Below are 25238 nucleotides of genomic sequence, written 5' to 3' on the forward strand. Positions count from 1 at the left end.
CGGCGCTGCGACCATTGTGTGAAAGGCAACCCTGCCATCGTCCAATCCCGTCCGCCATGTTGCTCTCGTTGCGAGCTCATGCGGATGCCCCTGTGTGACTGAAACGGAGTTAAATATGTCCGACGCAAAACTGCAAACTGTGCTTTCGGCTCTTTCGCAAGTGACACGACAGTTGGATGCTCTGCCGTCCAACGGACCAGCGCCGGACGCAAATTTTATCAAGCTGAATACAAATGAGAACCCGTTTCCGTTGCCGCCAATCATAATGCAAAGTGCAGTGGCGGCCCTCAAGCGCCAGTATCTATATCCGGATGACGATAACTTCAGACTGAGGGAAGCAGCGTCCAGCGCCTATGGCGTTTCCAGGGATCAGGTCATCGCTGGCAACGGGTCGTCTGAACTGCTCGGACTGATCTACAGAGCTTTCCTCGCACCCGGCGACAAGGTTGCGATGATGTCGCCAGGGTTTTCGTTCAACCGCAAACTTGCCATGCTCCAGGGCGCTGAGTTCCTCGAAATCGGATGTCAAGCTCATTCCCTGCCAATGGAGCAATTGCTTTCTGGTCCGGCAAAAGACGCCAAGTTTATTATGTTGGCCAATCCAAACAATCCGACCGGAACATTCCTCCCGATAAGCGATATCGAACGCCTCGTAGCACAATCGGACCGCTTGATTGTCCTCGATGAGGCCTACGTCGACTTTGCACCCGATCACGGACTGCGCCTCATCAACCGGTATTCGAACCTTCTGGTCTTGAGGTCATTCTCGAAAAGCTATGCCGCCGCCGGCATTCGCGTCGGTTTCGGTTTCGGTCACCCTGAAATTATTGGAAGGCTGCGAAACATCCAGAACGTCTTCAACATGAACGTGATCGGGCATGCCGTTGGTATCAGCGTGCTTGAGCATCGCGGCGCCTACGCAGACAACCACAAGCACATCAAGGATGAACGAGAGCGAGTGACAGTTGCACTATCGCAACTCGGATTTTCCGTAACACCCTCCCGCGCAAATTTCTTGCTGGCCCGTGTGCCCGCGGGACAGGACGGCTCATGGTGGCAAGCAGCATTGGAGAGGCAAAAGATACTTGTCGCGTTTTTTCCGGACAAAGGCTTGGAACACTGTATCCGCGTCAGCATCGGCACAAAAGAGCAGATGGATGAATTTCTTGCTGCCGCTGGCGACATTGCTGGAAGCTTAACGGTGCCAAGCTCCAGAGGCAGGGAAGCGTCAGGCTCTGCTTCTTCGTTACGCTGACGCTAATCGGCGATCACACACATCTCTTCCGAATTGCTGGTGATCCCAGCAAGAAAACAGCCTGCTTTTAAAATCGGGGACTTAAAGAGTGACAAACGTCTTTCCTTCAAACCTGGCTTTCGGCATCTTCGATCATTTGGATGAGGATGGCCGCGATATAGGCCGGCAGTACGAAGATCGCCTGATATTAGCAGAGGCGTGCGATCAGCTAGGGTTCTATGCCTATCATCTCGCAGAACACCACTGTACTCCCCATGGGAGAGGTCCATCGCCGAATCTGTTCTTATCGAGCGTCGCCCAGCGCACCCGGCGCTTGCGTCTCGGACCCTTGGTGATGCTGCTTGCGCTTTATCATCCGCTGCGTGCGTTCGAAGAGATCTGTATGCTGGACCAGTTGAGCGGTGGCAGGCTCGAACTGGGCATAGGGCGCGGTGCTCTCCCGACCGAATTGGGCTACTTCGGGATTGGTGCGGACGCGGTGCCGGGCCGTTATGCCGAAGCCAGCGAAATTCTTATGCAAATACTTGTGGATTCGAGGGAGGTCGGCACGCTATGCTATCAAGGCCGCCATTTTGATCTCAATGACGTTCCTTTGACGCTAAGACCTCATCAGCGTCCACATCCGCCCACATGGGTCGCTGCCAATCGACCCGAGTCCACAGCTTGGGCCGCTGCGAATGGAACAAATATCGCGTGTGTAGGACCTTCCTCTTCTGTTCGCAAAACTACTGATGCGTTCCGCGCCTATCGAGAGGACAACGCAGGCGGGGGGGATCAAGGGAGATTTGTCGGATTGCTCCGCATGGTCGTGATTGGGCGTTGTGACACACATGCCTATTCGCTCGCGGCACCTGCTTACGCACGCTGGCTCAAGAGCTTCCAATTCCTTTACGAGCTTAACGCTATCCCCACTCCACCAAACTTGCCGCTAACCTTCGATGCGGCAGTCGAGAGTGAATTGTGCGTGGTAGGATCAGCAGAGTCTGTGCGAAAAGCTCTGCTAGATCAGTTGGAAGAGGCAGGTGCCAACTACCTGCTTTGTCAAATGGCATTTGGAAATCTGCCGCTAGATGCTTCCCTTTACACCGCGAGGACCATTCAGTCCGAAATCATGGCTCGACTTGGCTGACCATGTGCTCGAGCTTGCACGTGGTGGGGCGGGCAATCGGGAGGAGGCCAAACTGACGACGAGCAGGCGGCACAGAATACCAGCTTGTGCGTTGGCTGGCGTCTGGGCCATCGTGTGAACATGCACGATCCTAAGGAGAGGGTAGCCGAGCGCGTCACGATGCCGGCACGCGTCTGCTCGTCGCGCTGGCGCTAGTCGTTGCCCATAGCCAGCCGCAGGAGGTTCTTCTCGCCCGGGGCGGCGTCGGTGCGGCGCCCACTAATCCAGCTTCATCAGCGGCCCGTCGGTGGCAAAGCCGTCGCTCGCTACGGCGCTATTGAGGGCGCGCTCGCGAGCGGCTTTGCGACGCCCAGCCAACACCTCCAGCGAGCTCGCCCGATGATGGTGGTGCACCGCGGTCGGATACGATGCTGGAGGAAATCGTTCGCAGCCGGTCTTCACGAATTGCGAGGAGTGCTCGTTCTTGAGTGCTGGCTGCTGGCCGGATGCGGTGGCCTGAGTGGTCTGCCGACACGCCCGAAAGTCAACGCCACTACCACAAGGCCGCCAAGATGTCAGGTCTGAGAGCCAGCTTGGACGGTGGTATCGTGTTCGGGAAGGTCGTCGAAGGAGGCGTAGTTGAGATAGTAGAGTTTGGAATACAGGCCGCCCATGGCTATTAACTCATCGTGGTTGCCAGTCGCAATAACTTGGCCATTCTGAAGCACGATGATGCGGTCGGCCCCCCGGACCGTGGCGAGACGGTGGGCGATGACGAGGCCAGTCCGCCCTTCAAGCAGCTTGATCAGAGCCTTCTGAATCTGCAATTCCGTGTAGCTGTCGATATTGGCGGTAGCTTCGTCGAGCACGAGGATCTTGGCGTCAGCGACGAGGGCGCGGGCGAAACTGATAAGCTGGCGCTGGCCGAGAGATAAGTTGTCGCCGCGTTCGCCAAGTTGGGTCTCATACCCGTCGGCGAGGCTCATGACGAAGTCATGCGCGCCGACAGCCTTGGCCGCCTCGATCACCTTGTCGCGCGTGGCTTCCGTCTTCTGGTATCGAATGTTCTCGAAGACCGTCCCGGTGAACAGGAATGGCTCCTGCAGCACCATGGCGACCTGGCGGCCGAGCGATTCCTGGGTGAGGTCGCGTACATCATGTCCGCCGACCAGCACCTGACCCTGCTGAACATCATAGAAGCGGTGGACCAGGGCCATCGCACTCGATTTGCCAGAACCGCTCGGTCCGACTAGTGCGACCGTCTCGCCCGGATTGACCTTGAACGAGACATTTTTCAGAACCGAACGGTTCGGATCGTAGCCGAAGGTGACGTCCCTAAACTCGACCGAGCCGTCCATTTCGGGCGAAAGCACCTCGGCATTGGGTTTGTCCTTAACATCGATCTTGACGTCGAGCACATCCGTCAGGCGCTTGCCTGAGGCCATGGCGCGCTGCATGACCGAATATTGCAGGGTGAGTGAGCGGATCGGGTCAAAGAAGCGCTGGATGTAAAATAGGTAGGCTACCAACACGCCCACATCTATACGGCTATTCATGACCATCGAGCCGCCGACCACAATAACGGCGGCCAAGGCGAGGCCGGTGATGCCATCGACGATGGGCACCATGACCAGTGCATATCTGGCAGCGATCAGGTGGGTCCTGAGGTTGGCATGGGCCCGATCGTCAAAAAGACTGAAATTCACCTGCTGGCGGTCCATTGACTGTATGGTCCGCACGCCGTGAATGGCTTCGGCCAGCGCGCCATTGACGACGGAATTGGTTTCGTGTGCAGCCATGAAGGCGTCGCGGGCACGCGGCAACCAGACAATGCGGACGATCACCAGGATCGGCAGAACCGATAGCGTCAGGAGGCCGAGGCGAAAGTCGAGCCACAGCATTACGAAAACGATGCCGAAGAGAAGCGCAACATCGCCTAGGGAATATACCGAGGTTTCCAGGAACTCCTGTATGGAGTTAACGTCGCCTTGCAGGCGCGACATCAGGCGTCCGACCTCGGTCTTGTCCATGAAAGAGAGCGAAACCTTTTGCAGATGGCCAAACATGGCGCGGCGGATGTCGAACAGGACAGTTTCGGCCATTTTCCCATCCAAGGCTTCCTGCATGTAGCCGGCGGCGAAATTGACCAAAATCGCCGAAAGGAACGCGCCGACGGCCGCAAGCTGGGCTGAGCGATCGGGCCTTGCCGGGTTCATGCCGAGGTCGATCGCGTAGCGGATGATCAAGGGGATGAGAAGCTGCGTCCCGGTGAAGATCAGCATCGCGACAATCGTGACAACTACCTTTGCCCGGTAGGGATGGACGAAGCCCCAGATGCGACGGAGGATGCTCTTGTCGAAAGCCCGGCCGAACATCTCCTCCTCGATCCGGTGCGAGCCGACGACCGCGCGCGGAGGGCGTCTCCCGTCGTCAGGTTCGGCTTCGAGTTCGCCGCGGCCCTGGTCCATCAGCGGGCGCCCCCATCCTGGCTAATAATGCTATCACCCGGGCACGTCTGGAGATCGTAAAGGGCCCTGTAGCGTCCCCGCTTCGCCAGAAGCTCTTCATGCGTGCCGCGTTCTACGATTTCGCCTTTATCGACAAAAAGGATTTGATCGGCATGCTTAAGCGCACTCAGCCGGTGCGCGATGATGATCGTCACCCGATCCTTTGCGAAGCGCCGCATCGCCGCGCGAATGCGCAGCTCGGTGCCGGCATCGATCGCGGCCATCGAGTCGTCGAAAATGATGACGGAGGGGCGCAGCATCATGGTGCGAGCAATCGTGAGACGCTGGCGCTGGCCGCCAGAGAGAGAAACGCCGCGTTCGCCCACGACCGTCTCATACCCTGCCGGGAGCCCGAGGATGTAGTCGTGGAGCTGGGCGAATTCTCCAGCGCGTTCAATTCGCTGTCTCTTCGCCCAGGGATCGCCATAAGCGATGTTGTTCTCGATCGTTGTTGTGAATAGGAACGCATCCTGCTGTACAACCGCGACCGCCTTGCGAAGGCTCTCGAGGGTGACATTGCGTATGTCCTGGCCGTCCAACGTGATGGCGCCACCGGTCACGTCGTAAAAGCGGGGGACCAGATGAGCCATCGTCGATTTGCCGGAACCCGGCGGACCGACGATAGCGATCGTCTCGCCTCTCCGGGCCTCAAAGCTGAGGTTCTTCAGAATGGCGCGGTTTTCGGCGTTGGGGTAGGCAAATGAGACATTGTGGAAGCGCAGAGTGCCGTCACTTATCTCAAGCGGTCTGGCCTCGAGAGCATCCCTGATGGTGATCTCGTGATCGAGGAGACCGAAAAGCCGCGAACCGCAGCTAGAAGCGCGGGCAAACGCATTGACCATGAGACCGATCTGGCGGACTGGCATTTGCAGCATGGTCATGAAGGTCAGGAAGGTCGCCATGGTTCCGACGCTGATCTCGCCAGCGACGAGCTTGTTGCCACCGATCCCAAGCACCAATCCCATTGCGAAAAAGTAGGACAAGGTCATCGCCGACGTGTTGGGTACGTAGATGTCAACGAGATCGTTGGCGAGGTCGAGCGCGTTCTTGGAAGCGCCGTCGAACTTCAGCATCTCATAGGATTGAGCCGCAAAAGCGCGGACCACACGGATACCTGCGAGATTTTCCTTCATCACGCGGCTTAGTACCGAAAGGCGCTCATAGAGGTCGAGCCAGGTGGCGCGCAGCCTAAGCTGTGTGGTCGATGAGCGCCAAGCGACAAAAGGCACGAAGCTGAGCGCGGCCAAGCCGAGCATCGGATCGGTCGAGATCATCATGTAAGCGCCAATCCCGATCAGCATCGTCAGCAGGAGCACCCGCATGAGCCCGGTGGAAAAATACATCCGCACGCCTTCGAGATCGAGCATTCCGGCGGTTATCAGATCGCCTGAATGGACCCGGTCGTGAAAGGAAAAGCTGAGACGCTGGATCTTGTCGTAGTAGGCGAGCCGCAATTCGTACGCGACATGATGCCCGACGGCTTCGGCAAAATAGTTCTGCGCCATCGTGAAAACGCCGCGTAGCGCGCTGACGGCGAGCAGCAGGAGAGCCGGGGCCCAGAGCGCTTGTCCTGCCGCAGCCCCCGCGACACCGCCCCCGATAGCTGTCTGGGTCTGGTCGACAGCCCGGCCGAGAAGCTGGGGAATGAGCAACTGGAGGATTGCCGCCATGATCGTCGAGCCCATAGCGAGGGCGACCTGCCACGGATGGCGCAGATTCATACGCGTGATGCGCAACAGCGTACTCAAATCCCGGCCCCAGCGCGCCGCTTCAACATGGGCCAACGAATTCAGTGCGTTCGTTGCGCCGCTGACAGCTTCACTGTTCACGGGTGTATTCCCGACTGCATTTTGCGCCTTCGAGGAAAGCCGAAGCAGACATCATCAAAGGCATCCGCCATTGTTAATCCCGTCCTCAACCTGCAGCCGTGCCCGTTCCCACCAGCCGAGCCGCCGCTTGACTTAGTGGCATGTCGATCACCGTGATTCCGCTTGCCGCAAGAAAACGCGCTTCGTTTCTGGTCAGGGTTTCCGCGTCCATTACGGTGCAATAGGGACCGCGGGAGCGCTTCATGATCTGTCTGGCGTAGGTGCGCAGCATCTGATCGTTGAAGCGGCAGCCAACGAAGAAAAATCCACGGGTGATGCGCCGTTCCTTCACAGCGTCTGGGATCGGTGTCTGGATATCAATTTCGGACAGGACTTCGACGTAGTCGGAATCTGCGACGAGAAAGTTTTGCGCGGGCGTAATACTCCCGTGAGGTGAATAGAGAACCGTCTTGGCCCCCAATCGGGGGTCGAGCTCCCTCCCGGACAAATCGTAGGTTTTCGTCCAAATGTTGCCGATTTCATTCGCGCGCGTGACGCCTTGTATCTCAAGGACGTCCGTTCGACCGGTCTCTACCAGAGCCGTGCGCATCGCGCTGTCATACCAGCTGTCGATGATGAGGGAGAGTGGCAGCCTTGCGAGCCAGGCGTGGAAGGGGGTCGGCCCCACCGGCGCTGCGAATATGTCGGTCATCCAAGCTTGAAGCGTCCGGCGATGCCGGCGCTGTTCGATGAACTGTGCAACCGACCACATATTGGTGCGGATCCTGGAAGGGGCTGGAGCCCGTGCATTGAGTGCCGCGGCAACAACCTCCGGGGTATGCGGCACAGGCGGTTCCACACTGTTCAACTCAAGAAGACCCGGACCGAGATAGGGGATCACCTCATCGGCGGCGAGCGCTTCCTTCGCCAGGTCAAGCAGCTTTTCAGCAAAACTGTCCCGCACAATGACGAGGTGGCCCGATGTCAGGATCGTGTTCATCTCGTTTCCTCGCGACGCACCTAGGGGCAGCATCAGCCCTCTTCGGAAATCTTCCTTGCCTCGACGGTGATCGGCAGACGCGTATCATGTGGGAGATCGGGTAGGAGGAGCCGCCACCCGTTCCTGAGCGTGACCGTTCCGCCCCACAACTCTTCCTTCTCGAGTTTGATGATCGGCTCTTCGAGGTCCTTTTTGGGGACATACGCTGACAAACCAGCATCGGTCCTGCGGATCATGACTTTCATCTGGCCGTCCCTTCATTGGTATTGCTTTCAGCACTGCAGGGCGCCTCGGCCTCGTCGAGGCTCATCAGTTCACGCGCTCGCATACCGACTACGGTGCCACGGTCGATCCACTCGACCGCATAGATGAAGAACTGCTGGAGAAAGGTGCCAATGTCGCGCACATATCCCTCGTCCCCCTTCCGCACGAGATTTTCGCCGATCTCCCTGCCAGGATAGGTGCCGTCATTCTTTATGTGGCGAGTGGCACGTACCCGCTCTCCCGGCATGAATCGTGGAGGCCTGCGGATTTCGATCTCCTCTTCGCGTCCGAGCGACATGTCCGTTCCCTGATTTCTCTTGCGGCTGAGATTGCGAACAAGGCGCTCCAGGCGTCCTGCGTAGGCAGCCCCCAACCATGTCGGCAGTCCAATGTCCGTTACGCAGGAACGCAGGTCTTCGGCACCGGACATACCGAGGCACATTGCTGCGCATCGAAGACCCCCTCGCATTCGGTGCACTTCTGTGACTCGATCACGTAGCTCTCGCCTTTGAACTTGATCGCGCCGGAAGGACATTCGAATTCGCAGGCGCCGCATTGGGTGCATTGGGATGCGATGATCTTGAAAGCCATTTTAACTCCTGGTCCGAATGAATGAGACAGCTCAGGCCGTCGCCGCGAGTGTGGGGGTCCCAGATGCGGCGATGTAAATCGCGCTGATTGCTGTCTCGATATAGTCATGGGCACAGGCGTCGGTGGCTCTGATTCCAGCCTCCGCGAGCTGATCCTGCGGGCAATTTCCAATCTTGGCGCACAGCACGATATCTATGCCTTGAAGCGCTGCGATGACGCCATCGAGGGCGGCTTCTGCGCCCCAGCCGCCAAGGCAATACTTGTCCACCTTCCGATGCCCGACGAAGCTGATCCCTTTCAGCGAGGCTTGATAAACCTGGAATTCCTTCGCATGGCCGAAATGCTCATTGACGCGGCCGCCGCCCTTGGTCGCCACCGCGAAGAGAAGGGACTTGCCGGGGCTCGCTGCCTTGACCAATCCGATCGCTTCTCTCCTAGCCTCGACGTGATCACGGCGCTCCTCCGCGACCAGCTCCCGATAGGCCTTGCGTTTGCTGGCATCGTAGGTGACCTCGCCGGGAATCCGGTCGACTGTGAATTCCTGGCCACGATCTTCTCCGAGCAGGCCCACGGCATCTGCCCGGCACTGCCGGCAGTGGCGCATCAACTGGGCGCCGTTTTCGACACGATCCTGAAGAGCCTTCATCTCCATGGCGTTTGGGCCGCGCTGCCCGCTCAGACCGTAGTGCGTGCCGTGGGCCGGGTCCGAAATCAGCGGCATAAGGTTGTGCAGGAACGCGCCTCGCTCCTTAACCCATCTATTCACCTCGATCAGATGCTCATCGTTCACGCCCGGGATCACCACCGAGTTGATTTTGGTGAGGATGCCCCGCGCGGTCAGCATCTCCAGGCCCAACATCTGCCGCTGGTGCAGGATCCGGGTGGCTTCAATGCCGACGTAGCGGCGATGATCGTGAAAGATCCATGGATAGATCTTTGCACCGACCTCAGGGTCGACCATGTTGATCGTGATCGTCACGTGATCGACATTCATGTCAGCAAGCTCATCGACATGGTCGGGCAGCGCCAGCCCATTCGTGGATATGCAAAACTTGATGTCTGGGATTTCCCTGGCGACCCGGGCGAAGGTCGCCTTGGTCTTCTTCCAGTCGTAGCAGGCGTCGCCCGGTCCGGCGATGCCGAGCACGGAAAGCTGCGGCACCTCGTTGGCGACCGCGATCACCTTGCGTAGCGCCTGGTCGGGCGTCAGCTTTTCAGAGGCCACCCCAGGCCGGCTTTCGTTGGCGCAGTCATATTTGCGATTGCAGTAGTTGCACTGGATGTTGCAGCCCGGCGCGACCGCGACGTGCATGCGGGCGAAATAATGATGCGCCTCTTCTGAAAAGCAGGGGTGATCCTTGATCTTCTCCCAGACAGCCGGATCCGTGTCGTCGGGCTTTGTCGACGAGCCGCAGGACGAAGACGCGCAGCCCCCGAGTTTCATGGTGCCAAGCAACTGGTCACCGAATGTCGTGCTGAGGCTCTCAAGCGAAATTGCCGGTGCAGACATGAACGGCTCCGTTGCTGCGTGATGTCGCAGTTCAAAGCGCAAGAGCTATGCCAGCCCAAAGAGCTGTTTCGGTTCATGAATAGGCTTCCCGTGTCACATTCCTTCGGATTGCTCCGACACACCTGTCGGGCTTACGACAGTGGACAGGCAAATAGGGTCGCGAGGCTAGCAGCCTCGGGCGCGCAGAGTGTGAGCGAGACCACTCCGGGCTGCTTACGCTTGACGTCATCACGACGTCCCGAATTTCTTAACCTTGATACCATGCCGGCGCAGGGCGTAGCCGATTATCCAGGGCGTGAGGCCAGGGATACGAGCCGCCCTGGCAAAACCCAACCGGCCTTGTCAATCGCGTCGATCAGCCACTAGCGTTCCGTCAGATGCGGGCGACAAGCGGCATGGTTCGGACGCCGGCCGTAAGGGGAGATACCTTGCTGCGGAGGCGCCGATGCGACTGGCCGGCAGCCGCAATCCGCTCGATCTGGTACAGCCTGTGGTATGAGGCGGCGAGTGCCTGATTGAGGTGCGTGGGTGTTGCCGGCAGTGGCGGCAATCTCCGGCTCTCCTTCAGCGTCCAGACGACGACTTCTCCATCACCCGTCTGCAGAAACGTGGGCAGGACGTTCACGACAATTGCCCAGCGTATGGCGAGCGTAATCTCCAGCTCGCTTGGCGCGGTCAGCACCTTCACATATCGTAGAGTCCCTGAGCGCGGTATCTGCTTAGGGCATGCGTGCGCCGGTCATCCGAATTTAAAGAGGATTCCGAAACCGCCGCGTGGATAGTTCCACTCGATCTCACCACTCGTCCCGCACAAAATCCGGCAGGTGCCGCACTCCATGCAGCCGTCGGCAGTGATCTCCACTTGACCCTTGTCGTTCAACTCATAACATTTCGCCGGGCAGACGTGGGTCAGCGCGAGCAAATTCGCGCTCGGCTTCTGGTGCGGTCGCACTTTGATGTGCGGGCGGCCGGAATCCACCAAGTAGCGGTTCTGGTAAAGCTTGTCCTCGACACGTGACTTCGTCGCTGCGCTGGTCATTTCGTCTCCCCTCAGCGCCACGCCAATGCAAGGCGGACCGCGTCGCTGACCAGCCCCCAGCGCGAGCGCGCCTTGATGAAGGCCGCCGTGGTCGCCTTTTCCTTCTCGATCTTCGGCGTGCCGTCGACACGCATGAAGTTCTGCGCAGCTTGCGACATCAACCGCGGATAAGTCGTGAAATAATTGCTGGAATTGGTGTGGAGCAAGGCCGGCATGTCTTTGTATTTCCTCAGGTCCTTGACCACGAAGGACTTGTCCAGCATGGCTTTGTAAAGGGCGAGATTCCGTTTGTTCATCGGACCGTTGCGGCTCTTGACCTCGACGATTGCCTCAGCCGCAATGCGGCCGGAGGTCATGGCGAGGTTCGAACCCTCGCGGTGAATCGCGTTGTTCAGTTGCGCGGCATCGCCGACCACGACCCAACCATCGCCAAAGAGCTGCGGAATAGCCTTGTAGCCGCCTTCGGGAATGAGGTGTGCGGAATATTCTTTCACTTCCGAGCCGGCGATCAGCGGCCGGATCGAAGGATGGCTCTTCAAGGCATCAAGGAGAACGTAGGGGCTCTCGACCATCGCGGCAAAATCGGAGACGAGGCAGCCAATGCCCAGTGAGATGGACTCCTTGTTGGTATAGAGGAAGCCGAGCCCGGCCATGCTGCGGGAGGTCGTGCCCACCGCCTCGATCACGCAGCCCTCATCGCCCTTTACGCCGAACCGCTGCTCAATGACCTCTTCGGGCAAGAAATGCATTTCCTTGACGGCGAGGGCCACGGTTTGCGGCTTTGGCATCTCGCGCAGGCCTGCTCGAGTGCCAAGCAGTCCGCAGACACCTTCTGCGAGAACGACCACGTCCGCGTAGATGGCCCCGCCCGCCCGGTCTGTGCGGACGCCGATCACCCTGTCCTTGGCATCACGGATGAGTTCCGTCACGGTCGTCTCGCACAGAACGGTCGCGCCGGCCGCGCGCACCTTACGCGAAAACCATTTATCGAACTGGGCACGGATGATCGTGTATCGGTTGGGCTTCGCCTCATTGAAGTCGTCCGACCTATAGTGAATCCCGGTATGGGATGTGTCGTCCATCACCCAAAGCCGCTGTTCAACCAAATGCCGCTCGAGAGGCGCATCATCCCGGAAATCCGGGATGATCTTCTCCAGCATGTTCGCGTACATGATGGCACCCTGGACATTCTTGGAGCCCGGGTATTCACCCCGCTCCAACTGCAGCACCTTCAGGCCATGGCTGGCCATGGTGTAAGCAGCTGCGTTTCCGGACATGCCTGCCCCAACAACAATGGCGTCGAAGTTTTCCTCGATCATGTCCATCCCCTTAGCTCGAAAGCTTATCGCGACTGTGGGGCGACAGCCGCCGGGTGAAGGCTTCCGTCAGTGCGGGCAGGAAGCGGATCGCGTCGGTGACGATTCCGAGGTGAGCGAAATCGAAAATCGGCGCGTTCGGGTCGGTGTTGATGGCCACGATGAGATCCGCCCCCTCCACGCCAACCCGATGCTGGACGGCGCCGGAAATCCCGGCCGCTATGTAAAGCTTCGGCCGGATCGTCTTGCCAGTTTGGCCGATCTGCCGATCAGCTGGCATCCAGCTCTTCTGGACCAACGGACGCGAACAGCCGTGCTCGGCGCCGATTGCTCGTGCGAGGTTCTTCACAAGCTGCAGGTTCTCCGCCGCGCCAAGACCAAGGCCTCCCGCAACCACGACGTCGGCATAGGCAAGGTTTGCCTTCGCCGACTGATTGTCCGGCAGGAAGCCGAGGACTTTGGTAGCGATCTCGTCCTCGGCAAGCGAAAGCTTGTGCCGGATGACACGCCCGACCGGTTTATCCGTCCGCTGCGGCATGGGCATGACCCTCGGCCGCACGGTCGCCATCTGCGGGCGGAAATTGAGCGTATAGATCGTGCACAACAAGGAACCGCCGAAAGTCGGACGCGTGGCGGCGAGCGAACTGTCGGTATCCACATCGAGTTCGGTGCAGTCGGCCGTGAGCCCCGTCTGCAAGGTCGTCGCCACGGAGCCGGCAAGATCCCTGCCCAGTGTGGTGGCACCGAGAAGAAGGATTTCGGGTTTGTGGGTATCGACCAGATCCGTCAGCGCCTTGGTGAAAGGTTCATTCCGATAGTCGGCGAGCAGGGGCGCCTCGGCGATGTAGACAAGGTCAGCGCCATACGCGAATGCTTCGGCAACGGCGTTCCCGACGGCCTCTCCCGGCGGTCCAAGCACGACGCCTGCAAGCTGGACCTGAAGCTTGTCTGCTAAGTTGCGGCCTTCGCCGAGCAGTTCGAATGATACCGGATGGACCTCGCCACGTTCGAGCTCGATGAAAACCCAAACGTGCCGATAGTCCTTGAAATGGGCGGGCAATTCCTTCTTTATGCCGGCGCGGCCGGCGGCAGGGCGAGGGGTTTCTCCGTTCGCGGTCGACATCGTTTTGCTCCTTGCCGTCACGCGCCGCCGTTAAAGGCGAGCTCATGTTCCAGCGCCGGCTGGCGGGTGAAGATTGCGGTGATGAGTTCGTCAGCGACATCGCGCAAGGCCTTCTCGGCGGTGTCGATTTGTGCCGCCTTTTCAGCTCGAGCAGGAGGGGCGAAAACACGTTTGACGACCGTCGGTGAACCGCGCAGGCCGCATTTGGTGAGATCCTCAATGCCGGCGTCGGCCGCGCTCCATTTCAAGACCTGGCTGCGCGCGGCGCACAAGGCGTCCTGGATCGAGCCCCGGCGGATCTCGTTTGTGCCTTCCAGCATGGTGATGAGGCAAGGGAGCCTGCTCTTCAGCATCTGTGTGCCGCCTTCGGAACGGCGCTCGACCTTGATCTCGCGTGCAGCAAGGTCGACAGAAGGGATCTTCGCGACATAGGTCAGTTGCAGGAGTCCGAGGCGCTTGGCGATGCCGGGCCCGACCTGGGCGGTGTCGCCATCGATCGTCTGCTTGCCGGTGAAGACGAGGTCTGGCGTGCCGAACGTCTCGCCAATCTTCGCGATTGCCTGGGAAAGGGCGAACGAGGTTGCCAGCGTGTCGGAGCCGGCAAAATAGCGGTCGGTCAAGAGCACCGCTCGGTCGGCGCCGTAACCGAGCGCCTTGCGCAGCGCGTCCTCTGCCATGGGCGGACCCATGGTGAGCACAGTGACTTCGCCGCCATGTGCGTCGCGCAGTCTGAGCGCTTCTTCGAGGGCGAACAGGTCGTAAGGGTTGATGATGGTCGGAACACCCTGGCGCATGATCGTGTTCGTGACCGGATGGACCCTTATCTGTGCCGAGTCCGGCACCTGCTTGATGCAGATTACGATGTGCATTGGCGGTTTCTCTAGGCTCCTGTCCGGGTCCGGCATTGCGGTTATCTCCTTTGTCCGCATTATTCGTGCCAAGTCTCTTGCGCTCCCCCTTTCCTACAACTTCGGCTGGTTGCTTCTGACGGCGCTGTGGTGATGACCGCATTTGGCGGCTGCTCGACATTGTCGCGTCGCACCCTTGTCGCCGATCATTCCCGTCCGAACCGCTTCAGTACCGAGTCGAACGGAACAAAGGTGTGACCCGGCGCGGCAGGTTTGTTCGGATCGTGGTCCTTGAGCACCTTGAAAATCCGATGCGTGAGCGGCGAGGAAATCGCAAAGTCCTCGTAAGCGCGTTCGAGCGTCGCGCGCACCCTCGCGGCAATCACCTGGTCGGGCAGACCGGAGAAATCTTCTTCGGCGAGGTATTGGCCCACACGCTTCATGATATGGAGCCGCGAGACATTCAGTACCTTCGGGTCATAGGCGACGCCTAGGACTGAGAAGAATTCCTCTGCAGCCGACAAGCGCTTCAGTCGTGCGAGGATGTCGGTGACATCCATGGGGCGGCTGTCAGCGGAACAATTCATTGCATTCTTCCTGGTCGCAAAACTGTGGCCTCTGTGCGCTCGCGCACGGCTGACTTGGACCCGCACAGCTCGATGAGGGATGCCTCGCTGCACATTCCATCGTAGAGCTCGACCAGTCGAGTTGCAGTGACGGTCGATTTGGTCTCGGCCGCCTCGCGTCGGACGCGGGCCACCATCGCGGCTGCCAGATCCGGGTCGAGATCGCGACCGCTTTCGCTCAGCACATGGGCAATCGCAGTGGCGCCGGAATGCTTGCCGATGACGATCCGCCGGCAGCGGCCCACGAGAGTCGGATCGAGCCCCTGATAAGTACGCGAGTCCTTCAGCAGCCCTGCGACGTGAATGCCGGATTCGTGGGTGAATACATCGGCGCCGACGACCGGCTTAGTGGCTGCGGTCTGCCGGCGGGCGGCCCAAGCCACCTGGGCGGCGAGGCCGGGCAATGCGGTCAGCTCAATGCCGGTGTCTGCGCCGTCGAAGACTGCCATTGCGGCGGCCACCTCCTCCAGCGCGGCATTGCCCGCACGCTCGCCGAGCCCCAGGACGGTGACGGAGGCATGGCGCGCGCCTGCGCGGATCGCCGCCAGCGTGTTGGCGCCAGCAAGTCCGAGATCGTTGTGCGCATGAAATTCAAGGTCGATTGGAGACTGCACCACGAGCTGGGCGACAAGTTCGAAGGTCGAAAACGGGTCGAGAACACCGACTGTGTCGGCCAGCCTCACGCGGCTTGCGCCGGCGCGTGCGGCCGTCTCGATGACGCGGGCGAGATGATCCCGATTGGCCCGCGAGGCATCCTCGCAGCCCACCGCGACGAAGAAGCCGGCATCGGCGGCGCGCCTGACCATATGATCGATGACCTGGAGCGCTCCCGCCTTGTCGAGGCCGAGCTTGGCGGCAAGTTGGATGTCCGACGCAGGCAGCGACAAATTGACCGCTTGGACGCCGCTCTCGATCGCTGCATCGAGATCCAACGACGTCATCCGGCACCAGGCCATGAGCCGAACCGGAAGACGCCGCGATACCACGGCGCGAATTGTTTCCATCTCGTCGACGCCCATGACCGGCGTGCCGATCTCGATCTCTGTCACGCCAGCCGCCGCAAGAGACTCAGCGATCTCCAGCTTTTCCGTCGTGGTGAAGGCGACGCCCGGCGCCTGCTCGCCATCGCGCAAGGTCGTATCGTTGAGGGAGACATGACCGGTCATGACAGGCAGCCTGTTCTTCTGCGTCTCACGCATAGACCGGACTACCCGGCCCAGAACCGGAAAAGCTGCGCAGCTTCCCCACGATTCCCGGCATGACCTCGAGCACCCGGTCGATGTCCTCTTCGCTGTTGTCCCGCGCCAAGGAGAAGCGGACTGCCGCGTGTGGCGTTTTCATCGCGCTTAGGACATGGCTTGGTTCCAGAGAGCCGGAGGTGCAGGCCGAGCCAGAGGAACACGCGATGCCAATGCGGCTGAGGAGAAGTGGAATTCCATCACTTTCGACATGTTCGAAGGAGATGTTTGCGGTGTTGGGCAACCGTTGCAAGGGATCACCAGTGACACAGGTGCTTGGGATGCGCTGGAGGATCCCGCCCTCCAGGCGATCGCGGAGCGACTTTACCCGTGTGGTCTCGTCGTCCATGAATTTCAAGGCGAGTTCGGCCGCCGTGCCGAGCCCGACTATGCCGGGCGTATTCTCGGTGCCAGCACGCCGGTTGTGCTCTTGGTGACCCCCCTTGATCAGCGAATGGAAATCGACGCCACGTTTTACGAAAAGCGCACCGATCCCTTTCGGCCCGTGCAGCTTGTGGCCGGAGAGCGACAGCATGTCGATTGCGGTCGACTTCAGGTCCATCGGAAGCTTGCCGACCGCCTGCACAGCATCAGTATGGAATAGGGCGCCCACTTCCTTGGCCAACTCGGAAAGCCTTGTCACGGGGAAGATCACACCAGTCTCGTTGTTCGCCCACATTATTGACACGATTGCAACCTGTGGGGTGAGGGCGGCCATATAGGCGTCGAGATCGAGCCGACCACGGCAATCCACCGGGATCCTGTGCACCTTGAGGCGGCGGGTCTTCTCAAGATGCGCGCAGAGCGTCAGCACGGCGGGATGCTCGACCGCGGACGTCACGATCTCGGTTCGGTTGGGCGCCGCCTCGAGCGCTGAAAGAAGCGCTGCATTGTCGCTTTCTGTCCCACCCGAGGTGAAAGTGATCTCATCCTCGAACTCCGCGCCGATCAGAGCTTGCAACTGCCTCCGCGCCTTTCTCACCGCCGCACTGACTGAGGCGCCAAGAGCGTGTGCCGACGAAGGGTTGCCGAATTGATCCCTAAAGAACGGCAACATCGCTTGCACGACCTCAGGATCGACCCGTGTGGTTGCGTTGTTGTCGAGGTAGACAGGCTTCATAGGTGCGATCCTCAGTTAAACAGAATGACGCGAGCGCTAGACCGACTCGTTGAGCCTCTGGCGCATGCCGTTGATGATCATTTGAACTGGCAGCGCGCGCAGGCGCCCGGAGTGTTTGACGTAAACCGGATCTCCGTCGATATGGACATGTTCGCAGTGGCCGTAGGTCAGCCCGCAGGTAAGGACGCCCGAACGCGATAACGCTACCGATGAGCCGAATTTGGCGCAGCGGCGCGATTTGTCCGCAAGCAGCTCGGGTGCCACCAGGAACCGAGCTGCTTCGGGAGGCGACGTTCTTTGAATCCTACTGGGAGCGAATGGCGGTCCCGAGATCGGCTTTGACCTTGTCTTGTTTTTTAGGACGGGGACATCTGTTGTGCCGGCCATATAAGTCTCCTCTGCCGCAAAATCACTCTGTCGGCCGCACAGGCGCTTCGGGCGTTTAACTGAAGGACTTGCCGCAGCCGCACTTTTCGCGCGCATTGGGGTTATCGAAGACAAAACCGGAAGATTGGAGCCCGGTGAGGAAGTCGACGGTCATGCCGGCTACATGGGGTTGGGAGCCCGCGTCCACGAACAGCTTGACCCCATCTGTGTCAGTGATCGCGTCGCCCTCGCGCGACACGCTCTCCAGGCCCATTAAGTATTTGAAGCCGGCGCAGCCGCCGGCCTCGACCATAATGCGAAAGCCGTCCGCCGGCTCGCTGGCGCGGGAAAGAGCAGTCTTGAAGGCGGCAACAGCGTTGTCGGTGAGCGTAATCATGGCTCCATTCTCCTCAGTCCGGGACCTGCTTGCCCATCACGTCGCATGCACCGTGCCAAAGCCAAAAAACGTTTCAACACAGCGCGGCATCTCTCACACTGGTGCTTCTTGTGAGTGCATTGCTGAGAAGGTGTCGGCCAATCGACACGTGCTGTCGGGTTTGTCGGGTCAGCCACGAGGGATGTTGGGCCTGAGTTCTTGGTTGAACTCACATCACCAAATACAGAACTTCTTCTGAGCTTGCTCGGCGCAATTGGCACGGTTTTTGAAGCTCCGTTTGGCCAGACGGCAAGAGCATGCCGATCCACAATCATGCGATAGGTGCAATCGCGATGGATGGGGCGAAGCAGGGGACCAACATGTCAGGACCGTGGTCAGATACGCGTTGTTTGGCAAAGCAGCGCCGCCCATGGCATCCGAATGCCCGCTTGGCCGATTGCGACAACATCCACACTGGCTCACCACCGCCCAGTAGCCGCCGACCGGCTCGATGGCATGCCATCGGCATGTGGCTGCTCGCTGGTTTTCGCACGGGTGCGACGCCGTGCACGCTGTCCAGCGACACCTTGTTCATGGGCCAGCAGCAGATCAGGATCGAGCATTTCGGCGCGCCTTATCGGCTGAAGATTCCCGGGCAGGGCAGATGATCCTCACACGTCGTAGAAACAGGGGTAAGCATGGACCAACGCGAGAAACCGTCGCCCGACGAAATCCGGCGGGCGTGCAAAGACAATCCGAAGATCCGGGAGCATGATCTCGCCGCTCGATTGGGCATTTCGGAAGCCGAGTTGGTCGCGGCGCATTGTGGTCACGGCGCGGTGCGCATCGAGCCGCGAGTCGATGATCTGCTGACCGGCCTCGAAGCGGTCGGCGAGGTGATGGCGGTCACCAGCAACGAAAGTGCCGTGCACCAAAAGATTGGCGTCTACGGCAAAGTGGTCACCGGCAACCAGCATGCCATACTGCTCGGCGACGAGATCGACCTGCGCATCTTCCCGAAAGCGTGGGCGTATGGCTTCGCCGTCGAGAAGCGCGAGGGAGCCGAGATCCGCCGCAGCCTGCAATTCTTTGATGCCACCGGCGAGGCGATGCACAAAGCTCATCTCACGCCCGCCTCGAACCTGCAGGCGTATCAGGATCTGACGGCAGAGCTTGTATCTTCCGACCAGGAGCCGATCATATCGCTCGAGGCGAGCGGGGCGCGCGATAATGCAGTGAGTCCAGACCACGCCACCACGGTCGACGACCTACGCGAGCACTGGGGCCGGCTAAGCGACGTGCATCAGTTCTACCATATGTTGAAGACACTGAAGCTCAGCCGCTGCCAGGCGATGCGTATGGCCGACGAGGATGACGCCTGGCTACTCGACAATGATGCCATCGGCGCCCTGTTCCAACAGGCGGCCGAAGACGAGATGCCGATCATGTGCTTTGTCGGCAATCGTGGTTGCATTCAGATCCATTCCGGCCCGATCAGGTCGGTCAAGCAGATCGGGCCGCGGATCAATGTGCTCGAAGAGACCTTCCATCTGCATCTTAGGACCCATCTCATCCGCGAGGTCTGGGCCGTGCGCAAGCCGACGAGGGATGGTCACGTCACGTCCATTGAAGCTTATGGCGCGGACGGCAAGATGATCATCCAGTTCTTCGGCACGCGCAAGGAAGGCGAACGCGAGGGCAGCGACTGGCGGTTTCTGGCCGAGAGTCTGCCACGCGTTCCCGGTCCGACCTCCAGGGGTGTGTTGACTGCCGACAGGTCCTCGGATTGAACCGACCGCGATAGGACTCAGCACCACGTTCCGACAGCGGCTCGCGAGCAAATTTAGGTCCATGAGCGGAAAGGACTGCCGTCGTAGCGCATGCGCATGGTCAGGTGATGCACGCCGGAATGGACCGCATCTATACAGTCAAGCTGGTGGCCGGCCGGATCGGTGCGCACGAGTGCATCGCCGTCTGACCGAAAAAGCCTTGCAGCGCCTGCGATAAAACGCATACGCCATCAGCGCCGAACCGAAGCGCGGCTTGACCTTTTTGATACTCGCGCAAGCGCCGTCGGGTCTTCTCGGACCGCACCCGATCCTTGCGCTGGATCGCGTCGTTGCTCAATCCGGGCCGTGCGGGCGATCTACTCGCTCGTCGACCGGCAGGCTGTGCAGCAACAGCGAAGCCGAACAGCCCGATGTCGCGGGCTCGACAAAACCGACCACGGATGTCGGTTGTCGGACGTTGTCACAAGAATGATGGACAGGTGATCATCAGCGGCAGACCCAGCGCAGGCTGGCATTGCTTGGTGCAGCGCCATGGCTACCCCTATCCGGCACGCGACTTGCTTCGACAATTTGATCAGCAGGGCAGAGGTGATTGACCAGTCTCTCAACCCTAACGGGGATAAGCGGCCGCTTTGCTTCATGACCGGAGCGCGGCGGTGATGCCCCTCTGATCGACTTCGCAACCCATCTCATCCGCGGGTGCAGGTGGGCTGTATCAGGCGACAGAATCTAGAAGGCGCCCGACAAGAGACGTGCCCATGCTGGAAATCGACTTTATGAACAGCGGGTGCAATCTCAATCGAGCCATGAACGCCAATGTAGAGAAACAAAATGGCGACAAACCCCGTTCCAGATCATGTCCCGCCCGAAATGGTGAGGGATTTCAGCCTGTTTACATCGCCAGGGATGCCACCAACACCCAACGGGGATCCACACGCAGCTGTCGCTCGCGTACATGACGGGCCTCCGATCTTTTACTCCCGCTACAATACGCAAGATGGCCGGGGTACCTGGGTCATCACCCGTGCCGCGGACCAGCGGAAGGTGCTGCAGGACGCAGAGACTTTTTCCAGCCATCGCAGCATCTTCTCCTCCATACTGGGTGAAAACTGGCCGACGATCCCGCTTGAGCTCGATCCACCGGCCCATGGCGTCTTTCGCTCACTGCTCAATCCGCTGCTTTCGCCAAAGCGGGTGTTGGCTTTGGAACCGGCTGTCCGCGAACGGTCGGTCGAGCTGATCGAAAGGATCGTCGCGTCGGGCACAAGCTGCGACGTGATGAAGGATTTTGCCTTTCCTTTCGCGGTGAGCACCTTTCTTCGCTTTCTGGGGTTGCCTGATGACCGACTCGATACATTCGTCGGCTGGGGGAAAGATCTGCTCCACGGCGACGATAGGGAACGACCTGTGGCTGCCCGGACGATCGTGGCATTCATCGACGAACTTGCAGCCATGCGCCGCGACGAGGCGGTTGACGATTTCATGACCTTTATCGTGCAGGCACAGGTCGAGGGCCGCCGGCTGACGGACACCCAAGTCCGCGGCATCGGCGTGCTTGTCTTCGTCGCTGGGCTCGACACGGTCGCAGCAGCTATAGGCTTTGACTTGGCGTACCTCGCACGCAACAGCAAAGATCAGCAATTGCTGCGGAGCGAACCGGACCGCATCCCGCTCGCAACCGAAGAATTGCTGCGGGCCTATCCGCCCATTCAGTTGATCCGCGTGGCCACGAAAGATATCGACTTCGAAGGCGCGCCGATCCGGAAGGGGGACTATGTTTCCTGCGCCACGATGATTGCCAATCGCGACCCGGCGGAATTCGAATGCCCCAACACGATTGATTTGGAGCGGGAGGACAACCGCCACGCAGCGTTTGGCTATGGTCCCCACCGTTGCCTTGGCTCACACCTTGCCCGGCGGGAGATTGTCATTGGCCTGGAGGAGTGGCTGGCGCGCATCCCGGCTTTCAGGATCAAGAGGGGTACGGCACCCATAACCTCTGGCGGCCATGTGTTCGGGATCGAAAATTTGATCCTGGACTGGTCTTAGGCCCGCCCCGAGCCCGGGCACAGACAATGGAGGCAGCGCCATGCGCATCATCGTCCAAAAGGCCAAATGCCAGGGCCACGCGCGATGCGCGGCGCAAGCGCCGGACATCTTTAAACTCGATAATGACGGTTACATCCTGCCTGGTGACATTGAAGTTGCGGAAGGGGAGGAACTGCCTGCATCACGAGGCGCGCGATCCTGTCCTGAACGTGCGCTGGAACTCACTCGCTGACGCTCTGGATGAGACGGCATTCAACCGTGAGTCTTGCGGCTTGAACCATGTGGCCGCACTCAGCACGCGACCTCTGTCCCGCACGGTTCACGTCCAACTCTGCGGGGCAAATTCCGGCGCCAGTGTTCCCCGTGAGGCGCAAACGGCAGGGCCGGGGTTCGCGAACCTCTTCGAATCACAGAATTTGCGCCAGAGCCGATGGACCAGACGAGAATTGCCGAACTACTCGACGCGAGGCGACCCGGAGTGCCGTACCGAAGAACTGCCCGACCCATGTTGCGGCAGGCCGGGTCTCTGCATGATTTGATAGGGCGAAACCAGGAGAACGCACCATATTTGCCCAACATTATGCCCGGCTCAGCACCGGCCAATGGCCGCAGCTGGAGAGAAGGTTCGACCAGCATGTGCTTGCCTGTGTGCTTTCACGTGCGCTCGAGGAGATCGAGGCCGGCGAGGCGACGGCGACGGAGGCAACCGGACTCTCGCGCGCCGAGTTGCGCGATGTCCTGTCCCGCTGTTTCCCTGCTTTTCCTATCAACGCGTTTGCCTTGGAAGAGGGGAGCGAGCCCGAGCCGGATCTGGAAGAAGAACTTCTGCGCGGACTGCTGCTGGCGCATGCCCGGCCCGACGACAAGGCAAGCGCCCGCTTCGCCAAGATGATCGCCCGGCGTGCCATGCGCAATGACCACCTCTGGCAAGACCTTGGCCTTTTTAGTCGAAGCGACCTCGGCCGCCTGCTCGCCTCGCATTTTCCGACGCTGGCGGCCGGCAACACCCAAAACATGAAATGGAAAAAATACCTTTACCGCAAGCTCTGCGAGGCCGAAGGCTTTTCGCTGTGCAGCGCCCCCAGTTGCCGGGACTGCAATGATTTCGAAAGCTGCTTCGGCCCGGAAGAAGGCGAAAGCCGCCTCACACGGACCAAGGACAACGCCCAGGATTGAGAGCCGCTTGCGTCAGTCATACAGCGTCAGCGCTCGCGCCGCGCCATGTATCTCTTGTCCATGTCGGCGGACACCTTCGGGGATTGAATGCTGTGCCTTCTGTCCGATTACTCGCCATACTCGTTTCGGCGGGCGCCGTCATGATGGCGGTGCAGGGATGCGACCCGCACCATCGCTGCCGAGCAACTGGGTTCCCCGGGCCGTTGCTGCCCGCCTGCCTCGCGGTTGCTGCGCCTGGGCGGCTGCGGTTCACCGACGTCAGTGTTCGCGCTGGTGCACAGTTTCGCCTCGATCACACAATGAGGCCTGATCACTGGAGCCTTGTCCGGCGCAATCGCCGTACCGGGGCCAGATATTTGGTGACCCCCATACCGGGGTCAGATATTTGGTGACCTTTGGTGAGTCTTGGTGTATTCTTGTGCCGAAGCACTTCGGGGTATACGCGATATGACAAAGGACGAGCCGCGGCTCACCGTCACGGTCGAGCCTAAGATCTATGAGGGTTTGTTAGATCTCACCGACCGTCGACACCCGCGGCTGACGAAACGCTACGTGATCGAACTCGCCCTCACCCGACTCTTCGAGGACGTGAACCGCGGGCAATTACAACTTGGCTTGGAGGTGCAGAGTGGCCGACGCAATTGACGCGCCGGATCTTCCGGTCATCTCGCTTTTCTCAGGGGCTATGGGGTTGGACCTTGGCCTGGAGAGGGCTGGCTTCCGTGTGGCTGTGGCTCTGGAGTGCAACCCCTATGCGGTAGCAACGATCCGGAAGAACCGGCCGGATCTGCCGCTGATCGACCGTCCGATCGAGGGCGTGTCGACAGAGGAGATCCTAGAGGTAGCCGGCCTAAGGCCGGGTGACGCTGTTGTGGTTGCTGGCGGCCCTTCGTGTCAGGTTTTTAGCACGGCCGGAGCCCGCGGCTCGCTCGCTGATCCTCGCGGGGAGCTCTTCGAGCATTTCGTCCGGGTGGTGCGCGAGAGCCAGCCGCGGTTCTTCGTCATGGAGAACGTTCGCGGGCTTCTGTCGGCAGCCGCCCGGCACCGGCCGCTGAGCGAGCGTGGTCCGGGACACCCGCCCCTTGCACCTGACGAAGAGCTCGGTTCGGCATTCCAGGTCGTCGTGGAGCACCTGCGAGATTTGAAATACTACACTGTCTTCGACATCCTGAACTCCGCGGACTACGGGACTCCCCAGACGCGGCAACGTCTCCTGTTGCTGGGGAGCCGCGACGGTGAAGCCCTCAAGATGCCGGTGCCGACGCATATGCGGGACGGTGCGGAAGGCAAATCCCGATGGCGCACTCTACGGGATGCCGTAGGCGGCCTCACGGATCCGCTTCCAGAATTCTACACGTTCTCCCCGGCCAGGGAGAAGTTCCTGAAACAGGTGCCTGAGGGCGGTAACTGGCGCGACCTGCCACATGAGGTGCGCAAAGAGGCGCTCGGTCGCGCGTTCGACTCATGGGGCGGTCGGTCTGGCTTCTTCCGCCGCCTTGCCTGGGATCGACCGAGCCCGGCTCTAACGACCCGTCCCGATAGTAAAGCGACGAGCCTCTGTCACCCGAACGAGCTGCGTCCGCTGAGTGTACGTGAGTATGCTCGTGTCCAGGAGTTCCCCGACGACTGGATATTCGCCGGCCCAGTTCGCAAAAAATATGAGCAAGTCGGTAACGCTGTCCCACTCGGCCTCGGCGAGGCAGCCGGCCGTGCACTCCGCAACATCATGTCTATGCCTTCGATTGCCGGACGGTTTGGGCACGTCGAGTGTTTCAACCTCGACCTGTTGACAAAGCTCATGAAGCGTCCTCGGACAATCGTGAACCCACCGCGTATGCGCAACGATACCGAGACAGAGACGATCACTGGCTGGTACAAAGAACCAGGCCGGCTGCGGCGAGATGCGCTTGCATACGCGGCGCCTGAGATCGAAGATGAACTCCGCGCGCTTATGCGCCTGCCCCCAATTGCGGAGGTACCTGAGCGGTACGAGGAGCCGACGAACTGTGACGGAGAAAGCGCGGCGGGAGACTGGCCTGCTGAAGGCGAGATACCGCTAGCCGCGGCTGAATAACAAAGACGACGCTCTCGACGAGCTCTTTTTTATCCTCTTGTCCCAGATTACGAC

The 25238-nt window shown here is 60.1% G+C and carries 26 protein-coding genes; 9 read left to right on the forward strand and 17 right to left on the reverse strand.

Translation table 11 applies throughout. The features are described from left to right. Window positions 1-115: 115 nt before the first annotated feature. Window positions 116-1255 (forward strand): histidinol-phosphate transaminase, encoded by a 1140-nt coding sequence (gene hisC, locus NKJ76_RS27725; RefSeq protein ID WP_023750026.1) that lies wholly within the window; start codon window positions 116-118, stop codon window positions 1253-1255. A gap of 88 nt (window positions 1256-1343) precedes the next feature. Then, complete coding sequence (locus tag NKJ76_RS27730) at window positions 1344-2384, forward strand: LLM class flavin-dependent oxidoreductase (RefSeq protein ID WP_031215332.1); 1041 nt, start codon at window positions 1344-1346, stop codon at window positions 2382-2384. A 554-nt stretch (window positions 2385-2938) separates the two neighbouring features. On the opposite strand, the gene NKJ76_RS27735 is transcribed toward NKJ76_RS27730, so the two are convergent. From NKJ76_RS27735 to NKJ76_RS27815, 17 genes are all read right to left on the reverse strand, one after another. After that, window positions 2939-4831 carry an ABC transporter ATP-binding protein gene (locus NKJ76_RS27735; RefSeq protein ID WP_023727113.1) on the reverse strand — a complete coding sequence of 631 codons (1893 nt, stop codon included), beginning with the start codon at window positions 4829-4831 and terminating at the stop codon, window positions 2939-2941. Further along, the gene (locus tag NKJ76_RS27740; RefSeq protein WP_352538852.1) at window positions 4831-6699 is read right to left on the reverse strand and encodes an ABC transporter ATP-binding protein; all 1869 of its coding nucleotides are present in this window, start codon (window positions 6697-6699) and stop codon (window positions 4831-4833) included. Before NKJ76_RS27740 ends, NKJ76_RS27735 begins: the two co-directional genes overlap by 1 nt. A gap of 85 nt (window positions 6700-6784) precedes the next feature. Continuing rightward, entirely contained in the window at window positions 6785-7678 is an 894-nt protein-coding gene (locus NKJ76_RS27745; protein WP_023750029.1) for an SIR2 family NAD-dependent protein deacylase, read from the reverse strand. A gap of 32 nt (window positions 7679-7710) precedes the next feature. Next, window positions 7711-7923, reverse strand: a complete 213-nt coding sequence (nifT, locus tag NKJ76_RS27750; protein ID WP_023672220.1) for a putative nitrogen fixation protein NifT — start codon at window positions 7921-7923, stop codon at window positions 7711-7713. After that, entirely contained in the window at window positions 7920-8240 is a 321-nt protein-coding gene (locus NKJ76_RS27755) for a nitrogen fixation protein NifZ (protein WP_023672219.1), read from the reverse strand. Before NKJ76_RS27755 ends, nifT begins: the two co-directional genes overlap by 4 nt. A gap of 98 nt (window positions 8241-8338) precedes the next feature. After that, window positions 8339-8533 (reverse strand): 4Fe-4S dicluster domain-containing protein, encoded by a 195-nt coding sequence (locus tag NKJ76_RS27760; protein WP_023672218.1) that lies wholly within the window; start codon window positions 8531-8533, stop codon window positions 8339-8341. A gap of 31 nt (window positions 8534-8564) precedes the next feature. After that, complete coding sequence (gene nifB / locus NKJ76_RS27765; protein ID WP_023750030.1) at window positions 8565-10043, reverse strand: nitrogenase cofactor biosynthesis protein NifB; 1479 nt, start codon at window positions 10041-10043, stop codon at window positions 8565-8567. A 373-nt stretch (window positions 10044-10416) separates the two neighbouring features. Next, complete coding sequence (locus NKJ76_RS27770) at window positions 10417-10731, reverse strand: hypothetical protein (RefSeq protein ID WP_023672216.1); 315 nt, start codon at window positions 10729-10731, stop codon at window positions 10417-10419. A 51-nt stretch (window positions 10732-10782) separates the two neighbouring features. Beyond that, a complete protein-coding gene (locus NKJ76_RS27775) occupies window positions 10783-11082 on the reverse strand; it encodes a ferredoxin family protein (protein WP_023750031.1) in 300 nt (99 codons plus the stop codon). A gap of 11 nt (window positions 11083-11093) precedes the next feature. Next, window positions 11094-12401 carry an FAD-binding protein gene (locus NKJ76_RS27780; RefSeq protein ID WP_023687350.1) on the reverse strand — a complete coding sequence of 436 codons (1308 nt, stop codon included), beginning with the start codon at window positions 12399-12401 and terminating at the stop codon, window positions 11094-11096. A 10-nt stretch (window positions 12402-12411) separates the two neighbouring features. Beyond that, a complete protein-coding gene (locus tag NKJ76_RS27785) occupies window positions 12412-13521 on the reverse strand; it encodes an electron transfer flavoprotein subunit alpha/FixB family protein (RefSeq protein WP_023685019.1) in 1110 nt (369 codons plus the stop codon). 17 nt (window positions 13522-13538) lie between these two features. Beyond that, the gene (locus tag NKJ76_RS27790; protein ID WP_023672212.1) at window positions 13539-14390 is read right to left on the reverse strand and encodes an electron transfer flavoprotein subunit beta/FixA family protein; all 852 of its coding nucleotides are present in this window, start codon (window positions 14388-14390) and stop codon (window positions 13539-13541) included. A 185-nt stretch (window positions 14391-14575) separates the two neighbouring features. Then, complete coding sequence (gene nifW / locus NKJ76_RS27795) at window positions 14576-14956, reverse strand: nitrogenase stabilizing/protective protein NifW (protein WP_023687348.1); 381 nt, start codon at window positions 14954-14956, stop codon at window positions 14576-14578. Further along, window positions 14953-16161, reverse strand: coding sequence for a homocitrate synthase (gene nifV / locus NKJ76_RS27800; RefSeq protein ID WP_023750034.1), 1209 nt, complete (start codon window positions 16159-16161; stop codon window positions 14953-14955). Before nifV ends, nifW begins: the two co-directional genes overlap by 4 nt. A 25-nt stretch (window positions 16162-16186) precedes the next feature. Beyond that, a complete protein-coding gene (nifS, locus tag NKJ76_RS27805) occupies window positions 16187-17353 on the reverse strand; it encodes a cysteine desulfurase NifS (RefSeq protein WP_023750035.1) in 1167 nt (388 codons plus the stop codon). A 36-nt stretch (window positions 17354-17389) separates the two neighbouring features. Then, window positions 17390-17740, reverse strand: coding sequence for a hypothetical protein (locus NKJ76_RS27810; RefSeq protein WP_155921674.1), 351 nt, complete (start codon window positions 17738-17740; stop codon window positions 17390-17392). Between the two features lie 55 nt (window positions 17741-17795). Next, window positions 17796-18116 carry a HesB/IscA family protein gene (locus tag NKJ76_RS27815; protein WP_023698282.1) on the reverse strand — a complete coding sequence of 107 codons (321 nt, stop codon included), beginning with the start codon at window positions 18114-18116 and terminating at the stop codon, window positions 17796-17798. Window positions 18117-18622: 506 nt separating this feature from the next. On the opposite strand from NKJ76_RS27815, the gene hemP reads away from it, so the two are divergent. From hemP to NKJ76_RS27850, 7 genes are all read left to right on the forward strand, one after another. Further along, the gene (gene hemP, locus NKJ76_RS27820; RefSeq protein WP_023750036.1) at window positions 18623-18763 is read left to right on the forward strand and encodes a hemin uptake protein HemP; all 141 of its coding nucleotides are present in this window, start codon (window positions 18623-18625) and stop codon (window positions 18761-18763) included. A 30-nt stretch (window positions 18764-18793) separates the two neighbouring features. Next, complete coding sequence (locus NKJ76_RS27825; protein WP_023698281.1) at window positions 18794-19885, forward strand: hemin-degrading factor; 1092 nt, start codon at window positions 18794-18796, stop codon at window positions 19883-19885. An 831-nt stretch (window positions 19886-20716) separates the two neighbouring features. Continuing rightward, a complete protein-coding gene (locus NKJ76_RS27830) occupies window positions 20717-21934 on the forward strand; it encodes a cytochrome P450 (protein ID WP_023750037.1) in 1218 nt (405 codons plus the stop codon). Window positions 21935-21974: 40 nt separating this feature from the next. After that, the gene (locus NKJ76_RS27835; RefSeq protein ID WP_081725572.1) at window positions 21975-22166 is read left to right on the forward strand and encodes a ferredoxin; all 192 of its coding nucleotides are present in this window, start codon (window positions 21975-21977) and stop codon (window positions 22164-22166) included. 332 nt (window positions 22167-22498) lie between these two features. Continuing rightward, window positions 22499-23110, forward strand: coding sequence for a nitrogen fixation protein NifQ (locus NKJ76_RS27840; protein ID WP_023750038.1), 612 nt, complete (start codon window positions 22499-22501; stop codon window positions 23108-23110). Between the two features lie 447 nt (window positions 23111-23557). After that, window positions 23558-23755 carry a hypothetical protein gene (locus NKJ76_RS27845; RefSeq protein WP_023750039.1) on the forward strand — a complete coding sequence of 66 codons (198 nt, stop codon included), beginning with the start codon at window positions 23558-23560 and terminating at the stop codon, window positions 23753-23755. After that, entirely contained in the window at window positions 23739-25184 is a 1446-nt protein-coding gene (locus NKJ76_RS27850; RefSeq protein ID WP_198022608.1) for a DNA cytosine methyltransferase, read from the forward strand. Before NKJ76_RS27845 ends, NKJ76_RS27850 begins: the two co-directional genes overlap by 17 nt. The last annotated feature ends 54 nt before the right edge of the window (window positions 25185-25238 follow it).

It is taken from the genome of Mesorhizobium sp. M0029, assembly GCF_040323735.1.
GTDB lineage: Bacteria > Pseudomonadota > Alphaproteobacteria > Rhizobiales > Rhizobiaceae > Mesorhizobium.